This is a genomic window from Asanoa iriomotensis (assembly GCF_016862515.1).
Classification (GTDB): Bacteria; Actinomycetota; Actinomycetes; order Mycobacteriales; family Micromonosporaceae; genus Asanoa; species Asanoa iriomotensis.
Genome location: NZ_BONC01000041.1, coordinates 40,625 through 57,528, shown reverse-complemented (window position 1 = coordinate 57,528; position 16,904 = coordinate 40,625). Strand labels below are relative to the sequence as shown.

Annotated in this window: 17 protein-coding genes and 3 tRNA genes; 10 read left to right on the top strand and 10 right to left on the bottom strand. The window is 70.8% G+C overall.

Features of this window, described 5'->3' with window-relative positions:
- Positions 1-25: 25 nt before the first annotated feature.
- The 3 genes from Air01nite_RS25970 to Air01nite_RS25960 all read left to right on the top strand — a co-directional run bounded on the left by Air01nite_RS25970 (position 26) and on the right by Air01nite_RS25960 (position 2,709).
- Entirely contained in the window at positions 26-709 is a 684-nt protein-coding gene (locus Air01nite_RS25970; protein WP_203705920.1) for a response regulator transcription factor, read from the top strand.
- Positions 702-2,063 (top strand): sensor histidine kinase, encoded by a 1,362-nt coding sequence (locus tag Air01nite_RS25965; protein ID WP_203705919.1) that lies wholly within the window; start codon positions 702-704, stop codon positions 2,061-2,063. Before Air01nite_RS25970 ends, Air01nite_RS25965 begins: the two co-directional genes overlap by 8 nt.
- 61 nt (positions 2,064-2,124) lie before the next feature.
- The gene (locus Air01nite_RS25960) at positions 2,125-2,709 is read left to right on the top strand and encodes a hypothetical protein (protein ID WP_203705918.1); all 585 of its coding nucleotides are present in this window, start codon (positions 2,125-2,127) and stop codon (positions 2,707-2,709) included.
- A gap of 36 nt (positions 2,710-2,745) precedes the next feature.
- Here the strand turns inward: Air01nite_RS25960 and Air01nite_RS25955 are convergent, their stop codons facing one another.
- A complete protein-coding gene (locus tag Air01nite_RS25955; protein ID WP_239090974.1) occupies positions 2,746-4,359 on the bottom strand; it encodes a ricin-type beta-trefoil lectin domain protein in 1,614 nt (537 codons plus the stop codon).
- A gap of 184 nt (positions 4,360-4,543) precedes the next feature.
- On the opposite strand from Air01nite_RS25955, the gene Air01nite_RS25950 reads away from it, so the two are divergent.
- Both Air01nite_RS25950 and soxR read left to right on the top strand, forming a co-directional pair.
- Positions 4,544-5,230 carry a glycosyltransferase family 2 protein gene (locus Air01nite_RS25950; protein ID WP_203705917.1) on the top strand — a complete coding sequence of 229 codons (687 nt, stop codon included), beginning with the start codon at positions 4,544-4,546 and terminating at the stop codon, positions 5,228-5,230.
- Positions 5,194-5,691, top strand: coding sequence for a redox-sensitive transcriptional activator SoxR (gene soxR, locus Air01nite_RS25945; RefSeq protein ID WP_373310469.1), 498 nt, complete (start codon positions 5,194-5,196; stop codon positions 5,689-5,691). The genes Air01nite_RS25950 and soxR overlap by 37 nt, the downstream gene beginning before the upstream one ends.
- On the opposite strand, the gene Air01nite_RS25940 is transcribed toward soxR, so the two are convergent.
- A complete protein-coding gene (locus Air01nite_RS25940; RefSeq protein WP_203705916.1) occupies positions 5,678-6,616 on the bottom strand; it encodes an NAD(P)H-quinone oxidoreductase in 939 nt (312 codons plus the stop codon). The two genes, soxR and Air01nite_RS25940, sit on opposite strands and share 14 nt — an antisense overlap.
- Positions 6,617-6,667: 51 nt before the next feature.
- Here Air01nite_RS25940 and Air01nite_RS25935 point away from each other — a divergent pair.
- Positions 6,668-6,754, top strand: a tRNA-Ser gene (locus tag Air01nite_RS25935).
- Between the two features lie 3 nt (positions 6,755-6,757).
- On the opposite strand, the gene Air01nite_RS25930 is transcribed toward Air01nite_RS25935, so the two are convergent.
- Positions 6,758-7,468 (bottom strand): class I SAM-dependent methyltransferase, encoded by a 711-nt coding sequence (locus Air01nite_RS25930; protein ID WP_203705915.1) that lies wholly within the window; start codon positions 7,466-7,468, stop codon positions 6,758-6,760.
- A gap of 152 nt (positions 7,469-7,620) precedes the next feature.
- On the opposite strand from Air01nite_RS25930, the gene Air01nite_RS25925 reads away from it, so the two are divergent.
- Positions 7,621-9,408, top strand: coding sequence for a DUF6311 domain-containing protein (locus tag Air01nite_RS25925; RefSeq protein ID WP_239090973.1), 1,788 nt, complete (start codon positions 7,621-7,623; stop codon positions 9,406-9,408).
- On the opposite strand, the gene Air01nite_RS25920 is transcribed toward Air01nite_RS25925, so the two are convergent.
- A complete protein-coding gene (locus tag Air01nite_RS25920) occupies positions 9,405-10,034 on the bottom strand; it encodes a TetR/AcrR family transcriptional regulator (RefSeq protein ID WP_203705914.1) in 630 nt (209 codons plus the stop codon). The genes Air01nite_RS25925 and Air01nite_RS25920 overlap by 4 nt on opposite strands.
- Positions 10,035-10,163: 129 nt before the next feature.
- On the opposite strand from Air01nite_RS25920, the gene Air01nite_RS25915 reads away from it, so the two are divergent.
- A complete protein-coding gene (locus Air01nite_RS25915; RefSeq protein WP_203705913.1) occupies positions 10,164-10,850 on the top strand; it encodes an SDR family oxidoreductase in 687 nt (228 codons plus the stop codon).
- 5 nt (positions 10,851-10,855) lie between these two features.
- On the opposite strand, the gene Air01nite_RS25910 is transcribed toward Air01nite_RS25915, so the two are convergent.
- On the bottom strand, positions 10,856-11,701 hold the full coding sequence (locus Air01nite_RS25910) for a helix-turn-helix transcriptional regulator (protein WP_203705912.1): 846 nt from the start codon (positions 11,699-11,701) through the stop codon (positions 10,856-10,858).
- A 102-nt stretch (positions 11,702-11,803) separates the two neighbouring features.
- Between Air01nite_RS25910 and Air01nite_RS25905 the strand changes: the two genes are divergently transcribed.
- Positions 11,804-12,787, top strand: a complete 984-nt coding sequence (locus tag Air01nite_RS25905; protein ID WP_203705911.1) for an aldo/keto reductase — start codon at positions 11,804-11,806, stop codon at positions 12,785-12,787.
- A gap of 113 nt (positions 12,788-12,900) precedes the next feature.
- Here the strand turns inward: Air01nite_RS25905 and Air01nite_RS25900 are convergent.
- The 3 genes from Air01nite_RS25900 to Air01nite_RS25890 form a co-directional block, all read right to left on the bottom strand.
- Positions 12,901-12,973 (bottom strand) — tRNA-Arg (locus Air01nite_RS25900).
- Positions 12,974-13,007: 34 nt separating this feature from the next.
- A tRNA-Ser gene (locus Air01nite_RS25895) sits at positions 13,008-13,097 on the bottom strand.
- Positions 13,098-13,445: 348 nt separating this feature from the next.
- Positions 13,446-14,183: a hypothetical protein gene (locus Air01nite_RS25890; RefSeq protein ID WP_203705910.1), complete on the bottom strand. Its 738-nt coding sequence runs from the start codon at positions 14,181-14,183 to the stop codon at positions 13,446-13,448.
- A 493-nt stretch (positions 14,184-14,676) separates the two neighbouring features.
- Between Air01nite_RS25890 and Air01nite_RS25885 the strand changes: the two genes are divergently transcribed.
- On the top strand, positions 14,677-15,444 hold the full coding sequence (locus Air01nite_RS25885) for a hypothetical protein (RefSeq protein ID WP_203705909.1): 768 nt from the start codon (positions 14,677-14,679) through the stop codon (positions 15,442-15,444).
- On the opposite strand, the gene Air01nite_RS25880 is transcribed toward Air01nite_RS25885, so the two are convergent.
- Positions 15,431-16,198, bottom strand: coding sequence for a CPBP family intramembrane glutamic endopeptidase (locus Air01nite_RS25880; RefSeq protein WP_203705908.1), 768 nt, complete (start codon positions 16,196-16,198; stop codon positions 15,431-15,433). The two genes, Air01nite_RS25885 and Air01nite_RS25880, sit on opposite strands and share 14 nt — an antisense overlap.
- 44 nt (positions 16,199-16,242) lie before the next feature.
- The gene (locus tag Air01nite_RS25875; RefSeq protein WP_203705907.1) at positions 16,243-16,620 is read right to left on the bottom strand and encodes a hypothetical protein; all 378 of its coding nucleotides are present in this window, start codon (positions 16,618-16,620) and stop codon (positions 16,243-16,245) included.
- Positions 16,621-16,904 lie beyond the last annotated feature (284 nt).

Below are 16,904 nucleotides of genomic sequence, written 5' to 3'. Positions count from 1 at the left end.
TGCGGGCGTCGGCCATGATGGGCCGGTGGCTGACGGCCTGGTGCTCGTCGTCGAGGACGAGCGGGCGATCGCGGATCTGGTCCGGCTCTATCTGAGCCGCGACGGCTTCGGCGTGCACGTCGAGCACGACGGCGAGGCCGGGCTGGCCGCGGCCCGCCGGCTCCGTCCGGTCGCCAGCGTGCTGGACATCGCCCTGCCGGGCATGTCCGGCACCGAGATCTGCCGCCGGCTCCGCGAGGCCGGCGACTGGACCCCCGTCATCTTCCTGACCGCCCGCGACGACGAGGTCGACCGGATCGTCGGCCTCGAGCTGGGGGCGGATGACTACATCACCAAGCCGTTCTCGCCGCGCGAGCTGGTGGCCCGGCTGCGGGCGGTGCTGCGCCGCGCCGACGGCGGGGTGGCGGCTGCCGCCGACCGGCCGCGCAGCCTTGGCCCGCTGACCCTGGACCCGGGCCGGCGCAGCGTGACGGTGCTCGACGTGCCGGTCCAGCTCACCTCTACGGAGTTCGACCTGCTGGCGCACCTGGTCGGGCGCCCTGGCCGGGTGTTCACCCGGGAGGAGCTGCTGGCCGCGGTCTGGGGGTACGCGTCGCATTCGGGCACGCGTACGGTCGACGTGCATATCGCCCAGGTGCGCGGCAAGCTGGGTTCGGCCGGTGCGCTGATCCGCACCCACCGCGGCGTCGGGTACGCGATCGATGCCTAGAACCCTGACGGCGCGCGCGGCCCTGGTCGGCTGCGCGGTGGCGGCGGTCGCGGTGCTGGTGACCGCGCTGGTGGCGATCCCGCTCGCGTCCCGGGCGGTCGAGGCGCGCACCCGGGACTCGCTGGCCGCGGAGGCGACGGTGGTGGCGACGGCGTTGCGGGCCACGCCGCGCCCGGCCGGCGACAAGAAGCTGCTGGACGTGCTGCGGGAGCGCGACATCTCGCTGTTCATGGTGCGCCGCGGCGTGGCGGACCAGCCGGGCCTGCCGCCCGCGGTGGTGGCCCGCGCGGCGGCCGGGCAGGAGTTCTCGGGCCGCGGCCTGGTCGGTGGCGTGCCGTCCCTTGTGGAAGTTCGCCCGATCAACAACAACGGCAACGCGGTGGTGCTGACCCACCCACGGGCCACGGGCATCTGGCGGGATGTCGGCCAGAACCTCTGGCTGGCCCTCCTGGCGGGCCTCGCGGCGGGCGTGCTGGCGGGCGTCCTGCTGGGCAGCCGCCTGGCCCGCCCGATCCGGGTGGCGGCCGCGGCCGCCCGCCGCCTGCGCGGCGGCGAACGCGACGTCCGGGTGCCGGTCGAGTCGCCGGAGGAGGTCGAGTCACTGGCGCACGCCCTCAACGGCCTGTCCGAGGCGCTGTCGACGAGCGAGGGTCGGCAACGCGACTTCCTGCTGTCGGTCTCGCACGAGCTACGCACCCCGCTGACGACGATCCGCGGCTACGCCGAGGCGCTGTCGGACGGCGTCATCGACGGCGACGGCGCCGCCCGAGCGGGCCGCACGGTGCTGGCGGAGGCGGAACGCCTGGACCGCCTGGTCACGGACCTACTGGCCCTGGCCCGCCTGGACGCGGTCGACTTCCCCCTGACCCCACTGCCGGTCGACCTGACGGCGATGGTGGCCGAAACGGCCAACACCTGGCGCCCACGCTGCGCGGCGGCCGGCGTGTCCCTGGTGGTGGAGGCACCACCGTTCCCGGTGCCGGCGTTCACGGACCCGGGCCGCACCCGCCAGATCCTCGACGGCCTGCTGGAGAACGCCCTGCGGATCGTCCCGTCGGGCGCCCCGATCGTGCTGGCCACCCGCCCGGACGCGGCGGGCGCGTCCCTCCTGGAGGTCCGCGACGGCGGCCCGGGCTTCACGGACGACGACCTGCGCGTGGTCTTCGAACGCGGCGCGTTGCGGCAACGCTACGAGGGCGTCCGAAAGGGCGGCAGCGGCCTGGGCCTGGCCCTGGTCCACGGCCTGGTCCGCCGCCTGGGCGGCCACATCGAGGCAGGCCACGCCCCGGAAGGCGGCGCCCGCTTCACCATCGCGCTGCCTCGACAGCCTTACGAAGCTCTTACCTTGGCCTGACCGACCCCACGCGCGCGGCGCGCATCGTGGTCCCCGGAAGCGCACGAGGGAGAGGGAGACCATGAGGCGTTGGCTTGCGGGAGTCGGGTTGGCCGCGGTCGTCGGGCTCGGCCTGACGGGGTGCGCCGCCGCCGGCGGCGGGTTGCCGGCCGTCGGGGACGATGCGGGTGTCGAGGTGTCGGCCGGGATGGGGATCGAGGGGCAGGCGCTGGCCGCGATGGGGTTTGACCCCAACGAGATCACGCCGGCGGAGATGGCGCAGATGGCTCAGGCCAAGGCCGCGCCTAGTGCGTCACCTGGCGCCACCGAGAAGGACCGGGACCGCGGTGAGCGGCGCAAGGCTCGCGTCATGCTGCGGAAGAACACCCTCCACGGCGAAGCCGTGGTGCGGACCAAGGACGGCGGCACGCAGACCGTGCTCGTGCAGCGCGGGCAGGTGACCGCCGTCGATGGTGACTCGATCACCGTCAAGAGCACCGACGGGTTCACGATCAGCTGGTCGTTCGCCGACGATCTGCGGGTGGTCGAGCGGCGCAGCACCATCCAGCCCGCGCAGGTCGCGGTCGGTGACCAGGTCGGGGTGGCCGGCACCAAGAGCGGTGACGGCGGCGTCGCGCGGCTCGTGGTCATTCCCCGCGAGAAGTAGGCGTGATGGGGGCCGGCGGGCCCCCATCACAACCACTCAGTACACCCGGCTGCCGATGAAGTCGTCGTGGCCGTAGCCGACCGGGTTCGGGAAGTTGCGGGACTCGAAGGACCACTGTTGCCGCGTGCTCGAGCCGCACGTGGCCAGCCGCAACCGCGGCGTACCCAGGAACGGGTTGTCGAACGCCAGGCACAGCGCCGTGTTGCCGGCCGCCTTGATCTGGTTGCCGGCGAATAGCCACTTCTGGTTGCCGCCGCCCGTGCAGTTGTAGATGTTGACCGCCGTGTTCGCGGTCAGCGAGCCGCCCGAGACGTCCAGGCAACGGTCGTGCGACAGCTCGCTGTGCAGCGACTGCCGCGCCGGGTCGTACCAGAAGCCCTGGTTGCGGCCGCCATGGCAGGCGTACGACTGCTGCACCGTGTTGTTGCGTGAGTCGTAGCCCTTGCCGTCGACGCACTTGCCGGTGCCCGCGTTGCGCAGTTGCTTGAACTCCAGCAACCCGTTGATCAGCGTGCCCCGGCCCGTGCTCGCGGGGTCGACGCAGGTCGCCTGCGGCAGGCCGGACGAAACGAACGCCGTCATGCACTCGGCGAACATGCCGTGGCCTCGGGCGTTCGGGTGGAACGACTGCCGGGCGGCGTTCTCGTTCCAGATCCCGACCTCGATGTAGAGCCCGCGCACGCTGGTGTTGTCGGTGCACACCTCGTGCCCGTGGAAGAGCCGGCTGGCGTCGAGGTAGCGGGTCCCGGTGTTGGCCGCGGCCTGGCGCAGCCCGCGCTCGAACAGCGGCACCGCCTTGTTGCGAGCGAACGCCTGGTCGGCGAGGTAGAGCAGGCAACCACCGGAGTACCAACCGGGGAAGTCCGGGTTGTCCTCGACATCCGGGCTCGCCGGGCTCGGGTAGGACTGGAGCACGAGCTCGTAGTCGGCGGCCAGGTAGCCGGCGGCCGTCATCGTGGCGCGGATGCTGCGCAGCGCGTCCTCGACCGCCGTCCGCGAACCCTCGACCCGGGTCGTCCACACGTCCGTGTAGGTCGGGTAGCAGCTGCCCTGGAAGAACACCCGCTTGATGGCGCAGTCGGTGGCCACCGGTCCGAACTGGATCGTGCCGTCGCCGTTGGCCCCGGCGACCACCCAGATCAGCTTGATCCGCGTGTTGCGGGCCTTGATGGCCAGGTTGTCGCCCTGGTTGAGCTCGTTCCACTGTGCCGGGCCGCCGGCGATCAGGTTCCACGGTGTGGCACCCGAGCAGGCGACGTTGTACTGGGTGTCCGACGCGATGCCGGTGCGGAAGACCGCTTGGTCGTACGACCGGTCGCACCAGTTGCCGTCCTGATGCGTGCCGGGGACGTAGTTGCCGACGCCCTCGCCGGAGATCTCGCTGTCACCCATGGTGATCAGCGCGGTGCGGCGTTCTTCGAGGGGTCGGATGCCGGGTGAGCCGTAGAGCGCGGTCGCCTCGGCGGCGCGGATCGCCTCGAGGTTGGCCGGCAGCGGCTGGGTCGGGGGTCGGTCGGCCGCGCCGGCGGGTGAGCCGCTCGCGAACAGGGACGGGAGGACGAGGCCCGCGACGAGCGCCGCGGCGGCGAGGGTACGCCGCATCGGCGCCCGGAGCGCGTTGCCAGTCCTCCCAACGGGGGAGACGAGCATCGACGCACTCCTTCCGGTCGATCGTCAGGTGTCGATCGAGTTACCGAAGAGTAACCTGCTGGGAGCGCATATGTGAATAGTCTTCAATTGATTGGGTCGGAGACCCGCCCGGTGGTGAAACACGATCTTCACCAGCAACCGGTACGCTGGGGCGGATTTGTCACCTGCGTCCTGGAGATCCCCCGTGAAGCTCTCGATCCTCATGCCGGTCTACAACGAGGAAGAACGCATCGCGGAAGCACTCAAGCAGGCGCTGGCGGTCGAATACCCGTGCGAGATCGAGCTGGTCGTGGTCAACGACGGCAGCCGTGACGGCACGCAGGCCATCCTCGACGGCGCCGACGACAACCGGCTGCGGGTCATCACCCACCCGCGCAACGCCGGCAAGGGTGCCGCGATCAAGACCGCGGTCGACAGCGCCGAGGGCGACTACATGGTCATCCTCGACGCCGACCTGGAATACGACCCGCTGGACATCCCGCGGCTGCTCGCTCCCGTGCTCGACGGCCGGGCCAAGGTGGTCTACGGCAACCGCACGTTCGGCAGCCACAGCGCCTACAGCTTCTGGTACGTGATGGGCAACAAGGCCGTCACCACCGCCGCCAACGTGCTGTTCAACTCCTACATCGGCGACCTGGAGACCTGCTTCAAGCTGCTGCCGATCTCGCTCTACCGGTCGCTCGACGTCAAGTCCCGCGGCTTCGGCATGGAGGCCGAGGTGACCGGCAAGCTGCTGCGTCGCAAGATCCGGCCCTACGAGGTGCCGATCAGCTACCGCGCCCGCGGCCGCGAAGAGGGCAAGAAGATCACGTGGAAAGACGGCGTCGAGGCCCTGTGGATCCTGGGCCGCGAGCGCGCCCGCAAGCGCTGAGCACCGATACGCTCACCATCGGTGAGCTGTCCGAGCGATCCGGTGTCGCGCCGTCCGCGCTGCGCTACTACGAGCGCCTGGGGCTGATCCGCGCCGGGCGCACCAGCGGCAACCAGCGCCGCTACGACCGGGCCGAGCTGCGCCGGGTGGCCTTCATCCGGATCGCGCAGCAGGTGGGCGTCGCCCTCGACGAGATCGCCGGCGCGCTGGCCGAGCTGCCCGACAATCGCACGCCGACGCGGGCCGACTGGGCCCATTTGTCGGCCCTGTGGCGCACCCGGCTCGACGAGCGCATCGCGCTGCTCGAGGAGCTGCGCGACGACCTGAGCGAGTGCATCGGCTGCGGCTGCCTGTCGATGCAGCGGTGCCACCTCTACAACGCCGGTGACCGGCTGTCCGCCGACGGGCCGGGGCCGACGCTGTTGTTCCGCCGGGCCGAGCGCCGCGTCACGAAGGATTGACCAGCAGCACCTTGCCGGTGTGGGCGTTCGCCTCGACGAGCCGGTGCGCCTCGGCCGCCTGGGCCATCGGGATCCGGCGGTCGATCACCGGGCGGATGCGGCCCGCTTCGATGAGTGGCCACACGGTTTCGCGTACACCCGCGATGATCTCGGTCTTCTCCGCCGCCGGGCGGGCCCGCAGCGTGGTCGCGGAGATCGTGCCCCGCTTGGCCATCAGCTTGCCGAAGTCGAGCTCGGTGCGCCGGCCGCCCTGGGTGCCGATGACCGCTATCCGGCCGTTGCTGGCCAGCGCCGCGACGTTGCGGTCCAGATAGGACGCGCCCATGATGTCGAGGATGACGTCGGCGCCACCGAGGGCCTGGGTCAGCGTCGCGAAGTCCTCAGTGGAGTAGTCGATGACGTGGTCGGCGCCGAGGGCCAGCAAAGCCTCGTGCTTCGCCTTGCGGGCCGTGGTGATGACGCGCGCGCCCAGTGCCTTGCCGAGCTGGATGGCAAAGGTGCCGATGCCGCTGGATCCACCATGGACGAGCAACGTCTCGCCAGCGGTCAGGCGGGCGCCACGGACCACATTGGACCAGACCGTGCAGGCGACCTCGGGCAACCCGGCCGCCTCGTCGAGCGCGACACCGGCCGGCACGGGCAGCAGATGGTCCTCCGGCACGGCCACCCGCTCGGCATAGCCGCCACCGGAAAGCAGCGCGCACATCGGAGCGCCGTCGACCAGGCCGACGCACTCCAGCCCCGGATAGGGCGACGCGCCGGCCGGTGGAGCGTAATGGCCTTGGCGTTGCAGCAGGTCAGCGCGGTTGACCGCGGAGGCGACCACCTCGAGCAGGACCTCGCCGGTGGCCGGGACCGGGTCGGGCACCTCCGCCCAGGTGAGCACCTCGGGCCCGCCCGGCGTGGGGATCGTGATCGCGCGCATGCCCTTTCTTACCCTGTGCCCGGTCCCATGGCAGACTTGACCCCGCGTCCAGGAGGGTTCGCCTAGTGGCCGATGGCGCTGGTCTTGAAAACCGGTAAGAGGGCAACCTCTTCGTGGGTTCGAATCCCACACCCTCCGCACTCAGCGTGGCCGGCGGGCCACCGCGAAGACCGACTGACCGAACGGCGGCCGCACCCGCTGCTCCACCGCCTTTGTCGCGGGCAGCACCAGCTTGTCGTAGAGCTTGACCATCGCGCCCTCCTTGGGCGTGAGCCGGAAGACGCTGGTGGCCATGTAGTAGCCGATCAGCCCGAGCGCGTTGGTGTAGTTGATCCGTTCGACCCGCAGGTCGGCCCGGTTCATCACGCGGCCCAGTGACCGCAGCGTGTAGCGGCGCACGTGGCCGGTCGCGATGTCGACCGGGCTCATCGCGAACGGGAACGCCGGCACGATGATGATCACCGCTCCGCCCGGCCGGACGAGCCGGCCCATGGTCTGCAGGGCGCGCCGGTCGTCCTCGATGTGCTCGAGCACGTTGTAGGAGACGGCGGCCGTGTACGCGCCCTCCTCCTGGCTGGGCAGCACCAGTTGCCGCACCTCGATGTCCGGATGCCCGGCGAGCCGCTCCTTGAGCGCGACCAGCCGGTCGGGCTCACCCTCGGTGGCGGTGAAGCGGGTCGTGTGTGGTGCCCATTCGAGCGCGTAGTCGCCGAGACCGCTGCCGATCTCGATCGGGTCGCTGCCCAGGTACGGCAGGGCCAGTTCGGCGAACCAGTGCCGGTGGTTGACCGCGGTGGCCAAGCCTTCGAGCACCTCGTGCTGCACCCGTTGATCCCCGGTGATCTCGGCCATCTGTCGCCTCCCCCGGTAGGGACAGTTACCTCGATGGAACGTGAGAGTCCTTCCCTATTGGTTACGGTATGAAAACCTAGGTCGGATGTGCCAGGGATCCGGTGATTTGCCGGTCTTCTGTGGATCCCCTTGACAGGGCCTTGGAGGAGCCGATGCGGGAGACCGACACGTCGGATCTGGCTCGGGTGACGCCCGGGTCCGATGTGACCAGTGAGGCTGTTGCTTCTGCGCGGCCCGGCGTGGTCCGTGATCTGGCCGCCCTCGCGAGCTACGCCGTGCTGGCCTTCTGGGTGACCTACCGGATCTGGCTGCACCCGTCCTGGGGCCTCGCGGCGAACCGGGCCGACCAGGCGTTCTTCGAGTGGATGCTGGGCCACGGCGCGCTGGTCGCCACCGGCCAGGCCGGGCCCTTCTTCTCCGAACAGATGAACGCACCGCTGGGCATCAACCTGATGGCGAACACGTCGGTGCTGGGCATCTCGCTCCCGATGGCCCCGGTGACACTGCTGTTCGGGCCGCAGGTCGCCTTCAACGTCTTCCTCACCGGCGCGCTGATCCTCACGGGTGCGAGCTGGTACTTCGTGCTCTCCCGCTACCTGCTCCACCGCCGGCTGGCGGCCTGGATCGGGGCGGGCTTCTGTGCCTTCGCGCCCGGCATGGTCTCCCAGGCCAACGGCCACCCCAACCTGGTCGCCCAGTTCCTGGTGCCGATCCTGATCTGGCGGACGCTGGAACTGCGGCGCCCGCCCTGGGTGCGCAACGGCGTCCTGCTCGGCCTCGTGGTCATCTGGCAGGCGTTCATCAACCTCGAGGTCCTGTTCATGACCGCGGTCGGCCTGGTGATCTTCCTGCTGGTCGCCGCGGCGCGGTCGTCCCTGGCCGGCTGGCGCCCGTTCGTCCTCGGTGGGCTGGTCGCCGTCGGCGTGTCGCTGGCGGTGCTCTGGTATCCGATCTTCCTGCTGCTCCGTGGTCCACAGTCCTACAGCGGGCTGCCCTACGAGGTACGCGGCTACGGCGCCGATCTCGCCGCGTACGTCGGCCTGTCCCGCGAGTCGCTGCTCGGCAGCATGGAGTCGGCCCGGGGCCTGGCGCAGAACGCGGCGGAGGAGAACTCCTTCTTCGGATGGCCGTTGATCGCGCTGATCCTGATCATCGTGGTCCTGCTGGTGCGGCGCAGCGTCGCCGTGCTGGGCCTGCTGGTGGTGGGCGTGGTGTTCGCATACCTGTCGCTCGGTCCCGTGGTGCGCCTGCACGGCGCGGAGACGGGGATCCCGTCGCTGTGGTCGTGGCTGCACGACGTGCCGGTGCTGAGCTCGGCCGTGCCGACCCGGTGGGCATTGGCGGTCACGCCGGTGGTCGGGCTGCTGCTGGCGTTGGGGGTGGCGGCGGCGCAGTCGTCGTTGGGGTCTGTGCCGTTCCGGGCGGTGGCCGCGGCGGCGCTGGTCGTCGCCCTGGTGCCGATCGCGCCGACGGCGCTGCCGGCGACGAAGCTGTCCGACACGCCGAAGTTCGTGTCGTCGGGAACGTGGCGGCAGTATGCGTCAGGGGGCCGGAGCATCGTCTTCGTGCCGATGCCGACGTCGGCGGTCAACGACCCGATCCGCTGGTCGGCCCAGACGTTGACGCGCATGCCGCTGGCGGGTGGCTATTTCCTGGCTCCGGTCGGCCCCGAGAAGATCGCGAGCTTCACGTCGGAGTTCCGGCCGACGAACTACTACCTGCGCTACGTGAGCCGGACTGGTCGGATCCCGCCTGTCGACGCCGCGACCCGAGCGAACGCCCTGGGCGACTTGTCCTACTGGAACGCGGGGGCTGTGGTGATCCCGCACCGCCGCGACTCGCAGCTGTGGATCAAGACCTTGACGAAGTTGTACGGCGTACCACCGCAAAAGGTCGGCGATGTTTGGCTCTGGGACGCGGCCGCGCTGCGGGCCCGCTAGCCACGGGTGATCACCGCCGGTCGTTGTAGTGCCTCGACCAGGTCGGCGGGTGGTGGCGGGTCGGGCAGCGGGCTCGGGTTGGGCGTGCGGAGCGCGTCGAGGGCGAGCGCGAGAAACCGCGGCGCGCTCTCGGGCACGTCGCGGCCGACCGCCCGGATGATCGCGCCGTTGGCGATCAACAACAGGACCACGTCTTCGGGTACGAAGTCCGCGCGCAGCGTGCCCTGCTCCTTGGCGGCCCGGATGAGCCGGTTCTGGGTGGCGTGGATGCGGTTGCGCAACGTCTCCAGCGTCGGGTCGGCGGGCAGGGTGAGGGTCAGCACGTCGGTGACGGTCGCGTCGTCGGCCTGCATGGCGCCCAGGCGCTCGAGGTAGGCGCGGAAGGCCGCCCAAGGATCGTCGATCTTCCGGGCCTCCTCTGCGGCGTCGAGGTAGCGCTGGGCCTGGTCGCGGAAGACGGCCTCGACGAGCTCGGTGCGGTCGGGAAAGCGCCGGTAGACGGTGCCGACCCCGACCCCGGCCTCCTTGGCGATCTCCTCGACCGGCGCGTGCATCCCTTGGGCGGCGAACACTCGGCGCGCGGCCTGAATGATCTTTTCGCGGTTCCGCTGAGCGTCTTTCCGCATGCTTGCGACCCTACCGAAACGGAACTGCAAGTTCCCGTTCTGGCTGATGACCATGGTCACGATCGCGGGTCCGGCCGACTCGGGGCGTGGCACAGTTTCCGCTGGTTGTGGCTTCGGAAAGGAACGCGCATGGGTACGGCGATCGTGGTTGGTGGCACCGGCGGACTGGGGCGGGCCGTGGCCGCACATCTCGCCGCCCGTGGGGACGCGGTGGTCGTGACGAGTCGCGACAAGGCCCGGGCCGAGGCCGCGGCCGCCGAGATCGGCCCCGAGGTGCGCGGCCTGGCCGTCGACCTGTCCCGGCCGGCGACCATCGCCGCCGACCTGGCGGAGATCACCGAGGTCGACCACCTGGTGATCACCGCGATCAGCCAGGCGGTGAACCCGCTCGCGTCGTTCGATGTGGCCGCGGCGGTCACGGCGCACACGGTGAAGCTGGTCGGCTACGCCGAGGTGGTGCGGGCGTTGCGCGACCGCTTCCGCCCGGGCGCGTCGGTGGTGCTGTTCGGCGGGGTGGCCAAGGACCGCCCGTACCCTGGATCGACGGTCGTCACGACGCACAACGCGGGCTTGTCCGGCCTGGTCAAGACGCTGGCCGTGCAGATCGCCCCGCACCGCGTCAACGTGCTGCACCCGGGCATCGTCGGCGACAGTCCTAAGTGGCGCGACCAGCCCGACCACCCGGACCGGGCCCGCAGCCCGATCGGTCGCCTGGTCAACGTCGCGGAAATCGTCGACGCGACGGACTTCCTGCTCCGCAACACGGGCGTCAACGCCCAGGAACTCAACATCGAGGGCGGCCTGCTGGCCGGCTGACCCCTTCACTTGACGTGGGTCGGGAATTCCTCGGTGCCGAGCACGCGCAGCAGGTCCAGGCGCTCGCGGGATTCCTTGTCGGCCGGGGTGAGCACGAGTAGCTGCTGACCCAGGTCGGGCGTGACGAGGGTTTCGCAGTCCATCGTGAGCTGGCCGACGCGTGGGTTGACGAAGGTCTTGCGGTCGGCGCGTCGTACCGCGACCTCGTGTTCTTCCCAGAGCCTCTCGAAGTCTTCGCTGGCGGACCGCAAGCGGTCGACGAGCCCGGCAACTGTTGGGTCGCCTTGTCGGCGGCCGGCGGCGGCACGCAGGTCGGCGACGATCTCGCGGCCGTGCCGCTGTTGTTCGTCGAGCGTGCCGATGACCCGGGCGGCCGGGTCGGTGAACCAGCGGTAGGCGATGTAGCGGCGGTCGCCGGTGAAGCCGGTGAGGTCGCCCGTCAGCAGAACGGCCGCCCGGTTTTGGGCCAGAACCTCGCCCAGGTCGGACAGCACCAGGGCGGGGGTGTCGCCGAGGAGGTCGAGCATGCGGATCAGACCGGCGCGGGCCAGGCAGGCCACCCCGTCGGCCGGAGGTGGTTGGTGGCCGGCCAGGTGGAACAGGTGGTCGCGCTCGTCGTCGGAGAGGCGCAACGCCCGGGCGAGCGCGCCGAGCAGCTGGGTGGAGGGCTGACTGCTGCGACCTTGCTCGAGGCGCACGACGTAGTCGACGGACATGCCGGCCAGCATGGCGACCTCTTCGCGGCGCAGCCCGGCCGTGCGGCGGCGAGGTCCTTCGGCGATGCCGACCTCAGCGGGGCGGATCGCCTCGCGCCGGCGGCGCAGGAAGTCGGCGAGCTGGTCACGCTGCATATCCCCATGCTGCCTCGGGGCCGGCGGGCCTATCCAGGGAGCGGCTCTCCCACGATGAACGCTCTCTTCCGGCCCGTCTTGGCCTGGCGCAGCGTGGGGGTTATGCAGACACGAACCCTTGGCACTGGTGGTCCTGTTGTTTCCGCGCTGGGCTTGGGCGCGATGGGCATGTCGGGCGCGTACGGGGCCTCCGACCGCGGGGAGAGCATCGCCACCGTGCATGCCGCCCTGGAGGCCGGCGTTACGTTGATCGACACTGGCGACTTCTACGCCATGGGCCACAACGAGCTGCTGCTCGCCTCGGCGTTGCGGGGCCGGGATCGCGACAGCTATCAGCTGAGCGTCAAGTTCGGGCAGCAGCGGGGGCCGGGCCATGAGTACGGAGGTCAGGACAGCCGCCCGTCGGCGGTGCGGAACTATCTGGCGTACTCACTGACCCGGCTGGGCACGGACTACATCGACATCTACCGCCCGGCCCGCCTGGACCCGACGGTCCCGATCGAGGACACGGTGGGCGCGATCAAAGAAATGATCACGGCTGGCCACGTACGCCATCTCGGCCTCTCAGAAGTCGACGCGGCGACGATCCGCCGGGCCCACGCGGTGCACCCGATCGTGGACCTGCAGATCGAGTACTCGCTGCTGTCCCGCGCGGTCGAGGCGGACATCCTGCCGACGCTGCGCTCGCTGGGCATCGGCCTGACCGCGTACGGAGTCCTCGGCCGTGGGCTGATCTCGGGCCGCTGGACGCCCTCAGCCGGCGACCCACGCGCTTTGAGCCCGCGCTTCTCAGCTGGGAACGTGGAACACAACCTGAGGTTGGTCGAGGCGTTGCGCGCGGTCGCGGAGGCCAAGGGTTGCTCGGTGGCCCAGTTGGCCATCGCGTGGGTCGCCGCGCAGGGCGAGGACATCGTGCCGCTGGTGGGAGCCCGCACCCGCGAACGCCTGGCGGAGGCAGTGCCGGCCCTGGACCTCAACCTGACGACGGACGACCTGGCCGAAATCGAGAAGGCAATCCCAGCCGGCTCCGCCCGCGGCGACCGCTACCCATCCGCATTCATGTCAAGCCTCGGGGTGGGGAACTGATCCGGGCCGATCCACAGTGGATGGGCGATAGGGCTGCAGTCGGTGTCGTAGTGCTGCCGTGATCGCATCGGACCAGAAAAGGGCCCCTGAGCCGCAGCTCAGGGGCCTTGTTGCGCGCCCGAAGGGACTCGAACCCCTAACCTTCTGATCCGTAGTCAGATGCTCTATCCGTTGAGCTACGGGCGCAGGTGCCACGCCAGCATACACGCCGGGTTTGGCGCGGAGACTCCGGGATTCGAACCCGGGAGGGGCGATAAACCCCAACCGCATTAGCAGTGCGGCGCCATAGACCAGACTAGGCGAAGTCTCCCCCGGTGGTCTGCCTGCAGACCACCGCCGGTCGAGGATACAGGTCCCTCGGTGGACCGGGCAAAGCGACCTCCGAAGGTCGTTCGAGCAGACTTGCGGCTCCAGCAACCGGTGAACCCCCGGTCGCGGGACTACGCTGCCAAACCATGGGAACCGGTGGTACGGAGCCGGAGCAGCCGGCCGATGAGCGCCGGCCGCGGTCGCGGCCGGCCGAGGCGACCTTTGCCGCGCCTGAGCAGAAGCAAGATCGACGGGCGCCCCAGCCCAGGGCGGCGAAGCTGCCGCCTGCCGTGCTCTTCCAACCGCCCCCCGAGGTTCCTCGCCCGACGCCGCCGGCGTCGCGGCCCGCTCAGGCCGCGGGTGCCGCCGCGCCCCGCCGGCGCGAGGGGAACGACACGCCGGTGACGGACGCCACACCGACCAAGACGCCGCGACCGCGAAAGAAGGCGGGCGCGGAGCCGGCGGCTGCGGACGAACCCTCGACCGCGAAGGCGGCGCCCAAAGCGGCCGATTCGGGCCCGGCGGTAGCCGCCGAATCCCCGACGGCGAGGGCGACATCGAAGACGACCGACCGAGTGCCGGCGGCGGCTGCGAACGAACCGTCGACGGCGAAGGCGGCGCCCAAGCCAGCCGATTCGGAGCCGGCGGTAGCCGCCGAATCCCCGACGGCGAGGGCGACATCGAAGACGACCGGCCGAGTGTCTGCGGCGGCCACCGAAACGTCGACGGCGAAGACGGCCGCCGGCGAGGCCGCCGCCGCCGAACCGCCGACCGCCAAGGCGGCGCCCAAGACGGCTGCCCCGGCCAAGCGCACCCCAACCGCGCGGGCCAACACCGACCAGCCGGACGCCGTGAAGGACCCAGAGCCCGGGGGCGCCACGCCCGCCAAGACAACGCGGCCCCGTAAGGAGGCGGTCGCCGCTTCGGCTGCGCCGGTGCCGGACCAGGCCACCCCTGCGAAGCGAGCCAAGAAGGCCACGGCCAAGCAGACGTCGCCCGCAGGCAACAACGACGCGGCGGAGTCGGCCACTGAGCGGCGCGCCGGCGCCGCGACCAGCCCGACCGCGTCGGCCGAGCCGGTCGTCAAGACCGGGGCCTCGGTGCCCGCTCGAGAAGCTGTAGGCGAGCGGTCAGATCACGCAGCCGAGGGCTCCGGGCAGGAACAGCCGTCGACCAGCGACCAGAGCAACGGCATCCCCGCCGTCGCCCAGCCGGACCCGGCCGCACCCGCTCTGGCGACCGATTCGCCGGCGCCTGCGCAGACCGAGCCCACCGCGGTGATCCCCGCGGCCACGCACGGGCCAACTGCGACGGCGCCCAGCGTGGCGACACCGACCGGCGCCACCGAGCCAAGCCTCAAGGCCGAGGCCCCAGCGCCCAGGCGAGACGCCGCGCCCTATAGCGCGGCGGAGTCGGTCGCGACCACCGATGCGGACGCTGACGTCGTTGCCGGCGCCCGACCAGAGCCGGCCGCGCTAGCACCTGCGGTCCCGGCAGAGTCGGCCGCATCAGTTCAAACCGAGCCGGCTGCTTCGGCCGAGTTCGAAGAGACTGCTACCCACAAGGGCTCGGAGGAATCGGTGTCGGCCACCGACCCAAGTTCCGACGCCGTAGCGGTCGGTGAACCGAAGCCAGCCACCTCGGCGGCCGCTGTCCCGACCGAACCGGCCGAGACCGACCCAGCCGCCGCGGCCGCGACCCCCGCGCCCGCGCCGGCCTCGACCGCCGCCCCCGAGATGGTCGCCAAGGCCACCGCGACCAGCCAGCACCCCGCCGAACCGCCCGCGCCAGACGCGGATCCCGACCTGCCGCGATCGTTGCGGCAACTCCCCGAGATCGCCGCTGTAGCCGCCGTCAAACGCTTCAACCCCCAAGCGGCCCACTGGGCGGCCCACCTCCGCGCCACCTACCCGACAGCCACCCCCGACGGCCTGGCCCGCCTGGCCCAACGCCGCTTCACTCGCCGCTCAACCGCAACCGGCGCCGCCGCCAGCCTGGCCACCGGCTGGTCCGCCGCCGCCGACCTGGCCGGCACCAGCTGGGTCAACGCCGAACTGATCACCCACATCGCCGCCGCCTACGGCAAACAGGCAACCGCGATCGACCTGCTAGTCCTAACCGGCGTACACCAGAACGACGAATCTGCCCGCGCCGCCATCGACGGGCAGAAAGGCCACAGCGCCAGCCGTGCCCCCATCACCGCGGCAGGGAAGACCGCGACCTGGGCCGCGCTCAAGATCCTGGCCCGCTGGTGGCCCGGCCTCGCCGTCACCGGCGGCGCCGCGGCGGCCAGCCTCAACACCGAGCGCGTCGCGGCAAGGGCGGTGCAGCGGTTCAGAGCCAGCTGAACCAGGCGCGCGGCAGCAGCGCGTACCCCACGAAAGCCACCACATCCAACAGCGTGTGCGCCACGACCAGCGGCAGCACCCGCTTCGTCCGGATGAAGAACAGGGCGAACACCACGCCCATCACCGCGTTGCCGACGAAGGCGCCGAAGCCTTGATAAAGGTGGTACGAGCCGCGTAGCACCGCCGACGCCGCGACCACCCAGCCCAGCTTCCAGCCGAGCTCACGTAGCCTGGTGACCAGGTAGCCGACCACCACGATCTCTTCGAGCAGCGCGTTCTGCAGAGCGGACAAGATCAGAACCGGGACGGCCCACCACACCGAGGGCAGCGCCGCCGGCACGATGTTCGCGTTGATGCCCAGGTAAGAGGCCGCCCAGACCAGGCCCAGGCCCGGCAGCCCGATCGCCGCCGCCAGTGCGACGCCCCAGCCGACATCGAACCAGGGCCGCCGAAAATCCAGGCCGAGCGACGTCCGCGGCGACCGCAGCAGATACAGCGCCAGCGCCACCGGCACCAGGGAGAAGAAGATCCCGAGCAGCTGGTACGTGAGATCCAGATAAGGCCGAGCCGACTGCGAAGCGTTCAACGTGGCCGTCTGCTGCGACAGCGGCTGCGAGGCCGTGAGCCGCGCCACGATCGTTACCATCGAGTAGATCGCGGACTGCCCGAGTGACAGCCCGAGCACGATCAGGATCTCCGGACGCAAGCGGGTGTCAGCGCGCACCGGCCGCTGTTCCTCGAGATCGACAGTCACGCGCTAACTGTGCCGGATAAACCTGAGCGCGTACACGAAGCGCACTAAACAAGCGGCCCCTGGTCGGCGAACCACGCCTGGTCGACCCGCACCCGGACCCAGCACTCGGGCACCGGCCCGTCGACAAGGACAGGATCGGACCCCGACGCCACCTGCAGCGGCCCGTAGGACACCGCCGACGCCCGACCGGTGACGTGCAGCCCCGTCCGCTCGTGCAGCAGGTCCAGCAGCAACAACCGCACCGGCCCGGAGATCGGCGTTCGCTCGTACTCCGGCCAGGTGACAAGCCGCCGCGACGGCACCTGGACGAAGCCGACCGGTCCCCGCCGCGCCGTCCGCCCGCCCAGCGCCGCCGTCACGAAGACCATCTCCTGCTTGCGGATGAAGTCGACCATGCGGTCGTCGAGCCGTTTCAGCTCCACGGTCGGCTGATCAATGGGCCGTCCGACGGGCGCGGTGGACCGCCAACCGGCCGACCGCCGGCTGCGCCCGAACGAACCCGTTGGGGCAGGAATGACGGTGCGCTCCATGCGAACTCCAGACCCGACAATGACCAGCCGGAACGCGCAGCGCCTTACCACACGCAGGTCAGCGTTCCATACGCGGAGATCCATAGACAGGGCCGGATCGCGCTCGTCGCACATTCTGTGCGATGGAGGTCGACGGAGAGTGCGCAGGCTGGTCGGACGTGCACAGCGCGACCACA

Excerpts from the sequence above, each read along its gene's own strand:
- Air01nite_RS25940 (WP_203705916.1), bottom strand. The coding sequence starts at position 6,616 with ATGCGCGCGATCACGATCCCCACGCCGGGCGGGCCCGAGGTGCTCACC.
- Air01nite_RS25905 (WP_203705911.1), top strand. The coding sequence starts at position 11,804 with ATGCAGACACGAACCCTTGGCACTGGTGGTCCTGTTGTTTCCGCGCTG.
- Air01nite_RS25910 (WP_203705912.1), bottom strand. The coding sequence starts at position 11,701 with ATGCAGCGTGACCAGCTCGCCGACTTCCTGCGCCGCCGGCGCGAGGCG.
- Air01nite_RS25965 (WP_203705919.1), top strand. The coding sequence starts at position 702 with ATGCCTAGAACCCTGACGGCGCGCGCGGCCCTGGTCGGCTGCGCGGTG.
- Air01nite_RS25925 (WP_239090973.1), top strand. The coding sequence starts at position 7,621 with ATGCGGGAGACCGACACGTCGGATCTGGCTCGGGTGACGCCCGGGTCC.
- Air01nite_RS25920 (WP_203705914.1), bottom strand. The coding sequence starts at position 10,034 with ATGCGGAAAGACGCTCAGCGGAACCGCGAAAAGATCATTCAGGCCGCG.
- Air01nite_RS25930 (WP_203705915.1), bottom strand. The coding sequence starts at position 7,468 with ATGGCCGAGATCACCGGGGATCAACGGGTGCAGCACGAGGTGCTCGAA.
- Air01nite_RS25955 (WP_239090974.1), bottom strand. The coding sequence starts at position 4,359 with ATGCTCGTCTCCCCCGTTGGGAGGACTGGCAACGCGCTCCGGGCGCCG.
- Air01nite_RS25960 (WP_203705918.1), top strand. The coding sequence starts at position 2,125 with ATGAGGCGTTGGCTTGCGGGAGTCGGGTTGGCCGCGGTCGTCGGGCTC.
- Air01nite_RS25915 (WP_203705913.1), top strand. The coding sequence starts at position 10,164 with ATGGGTACGGCGATCGTGGTTGGTGGCACCGGCGGACTGGGGCGGGCC.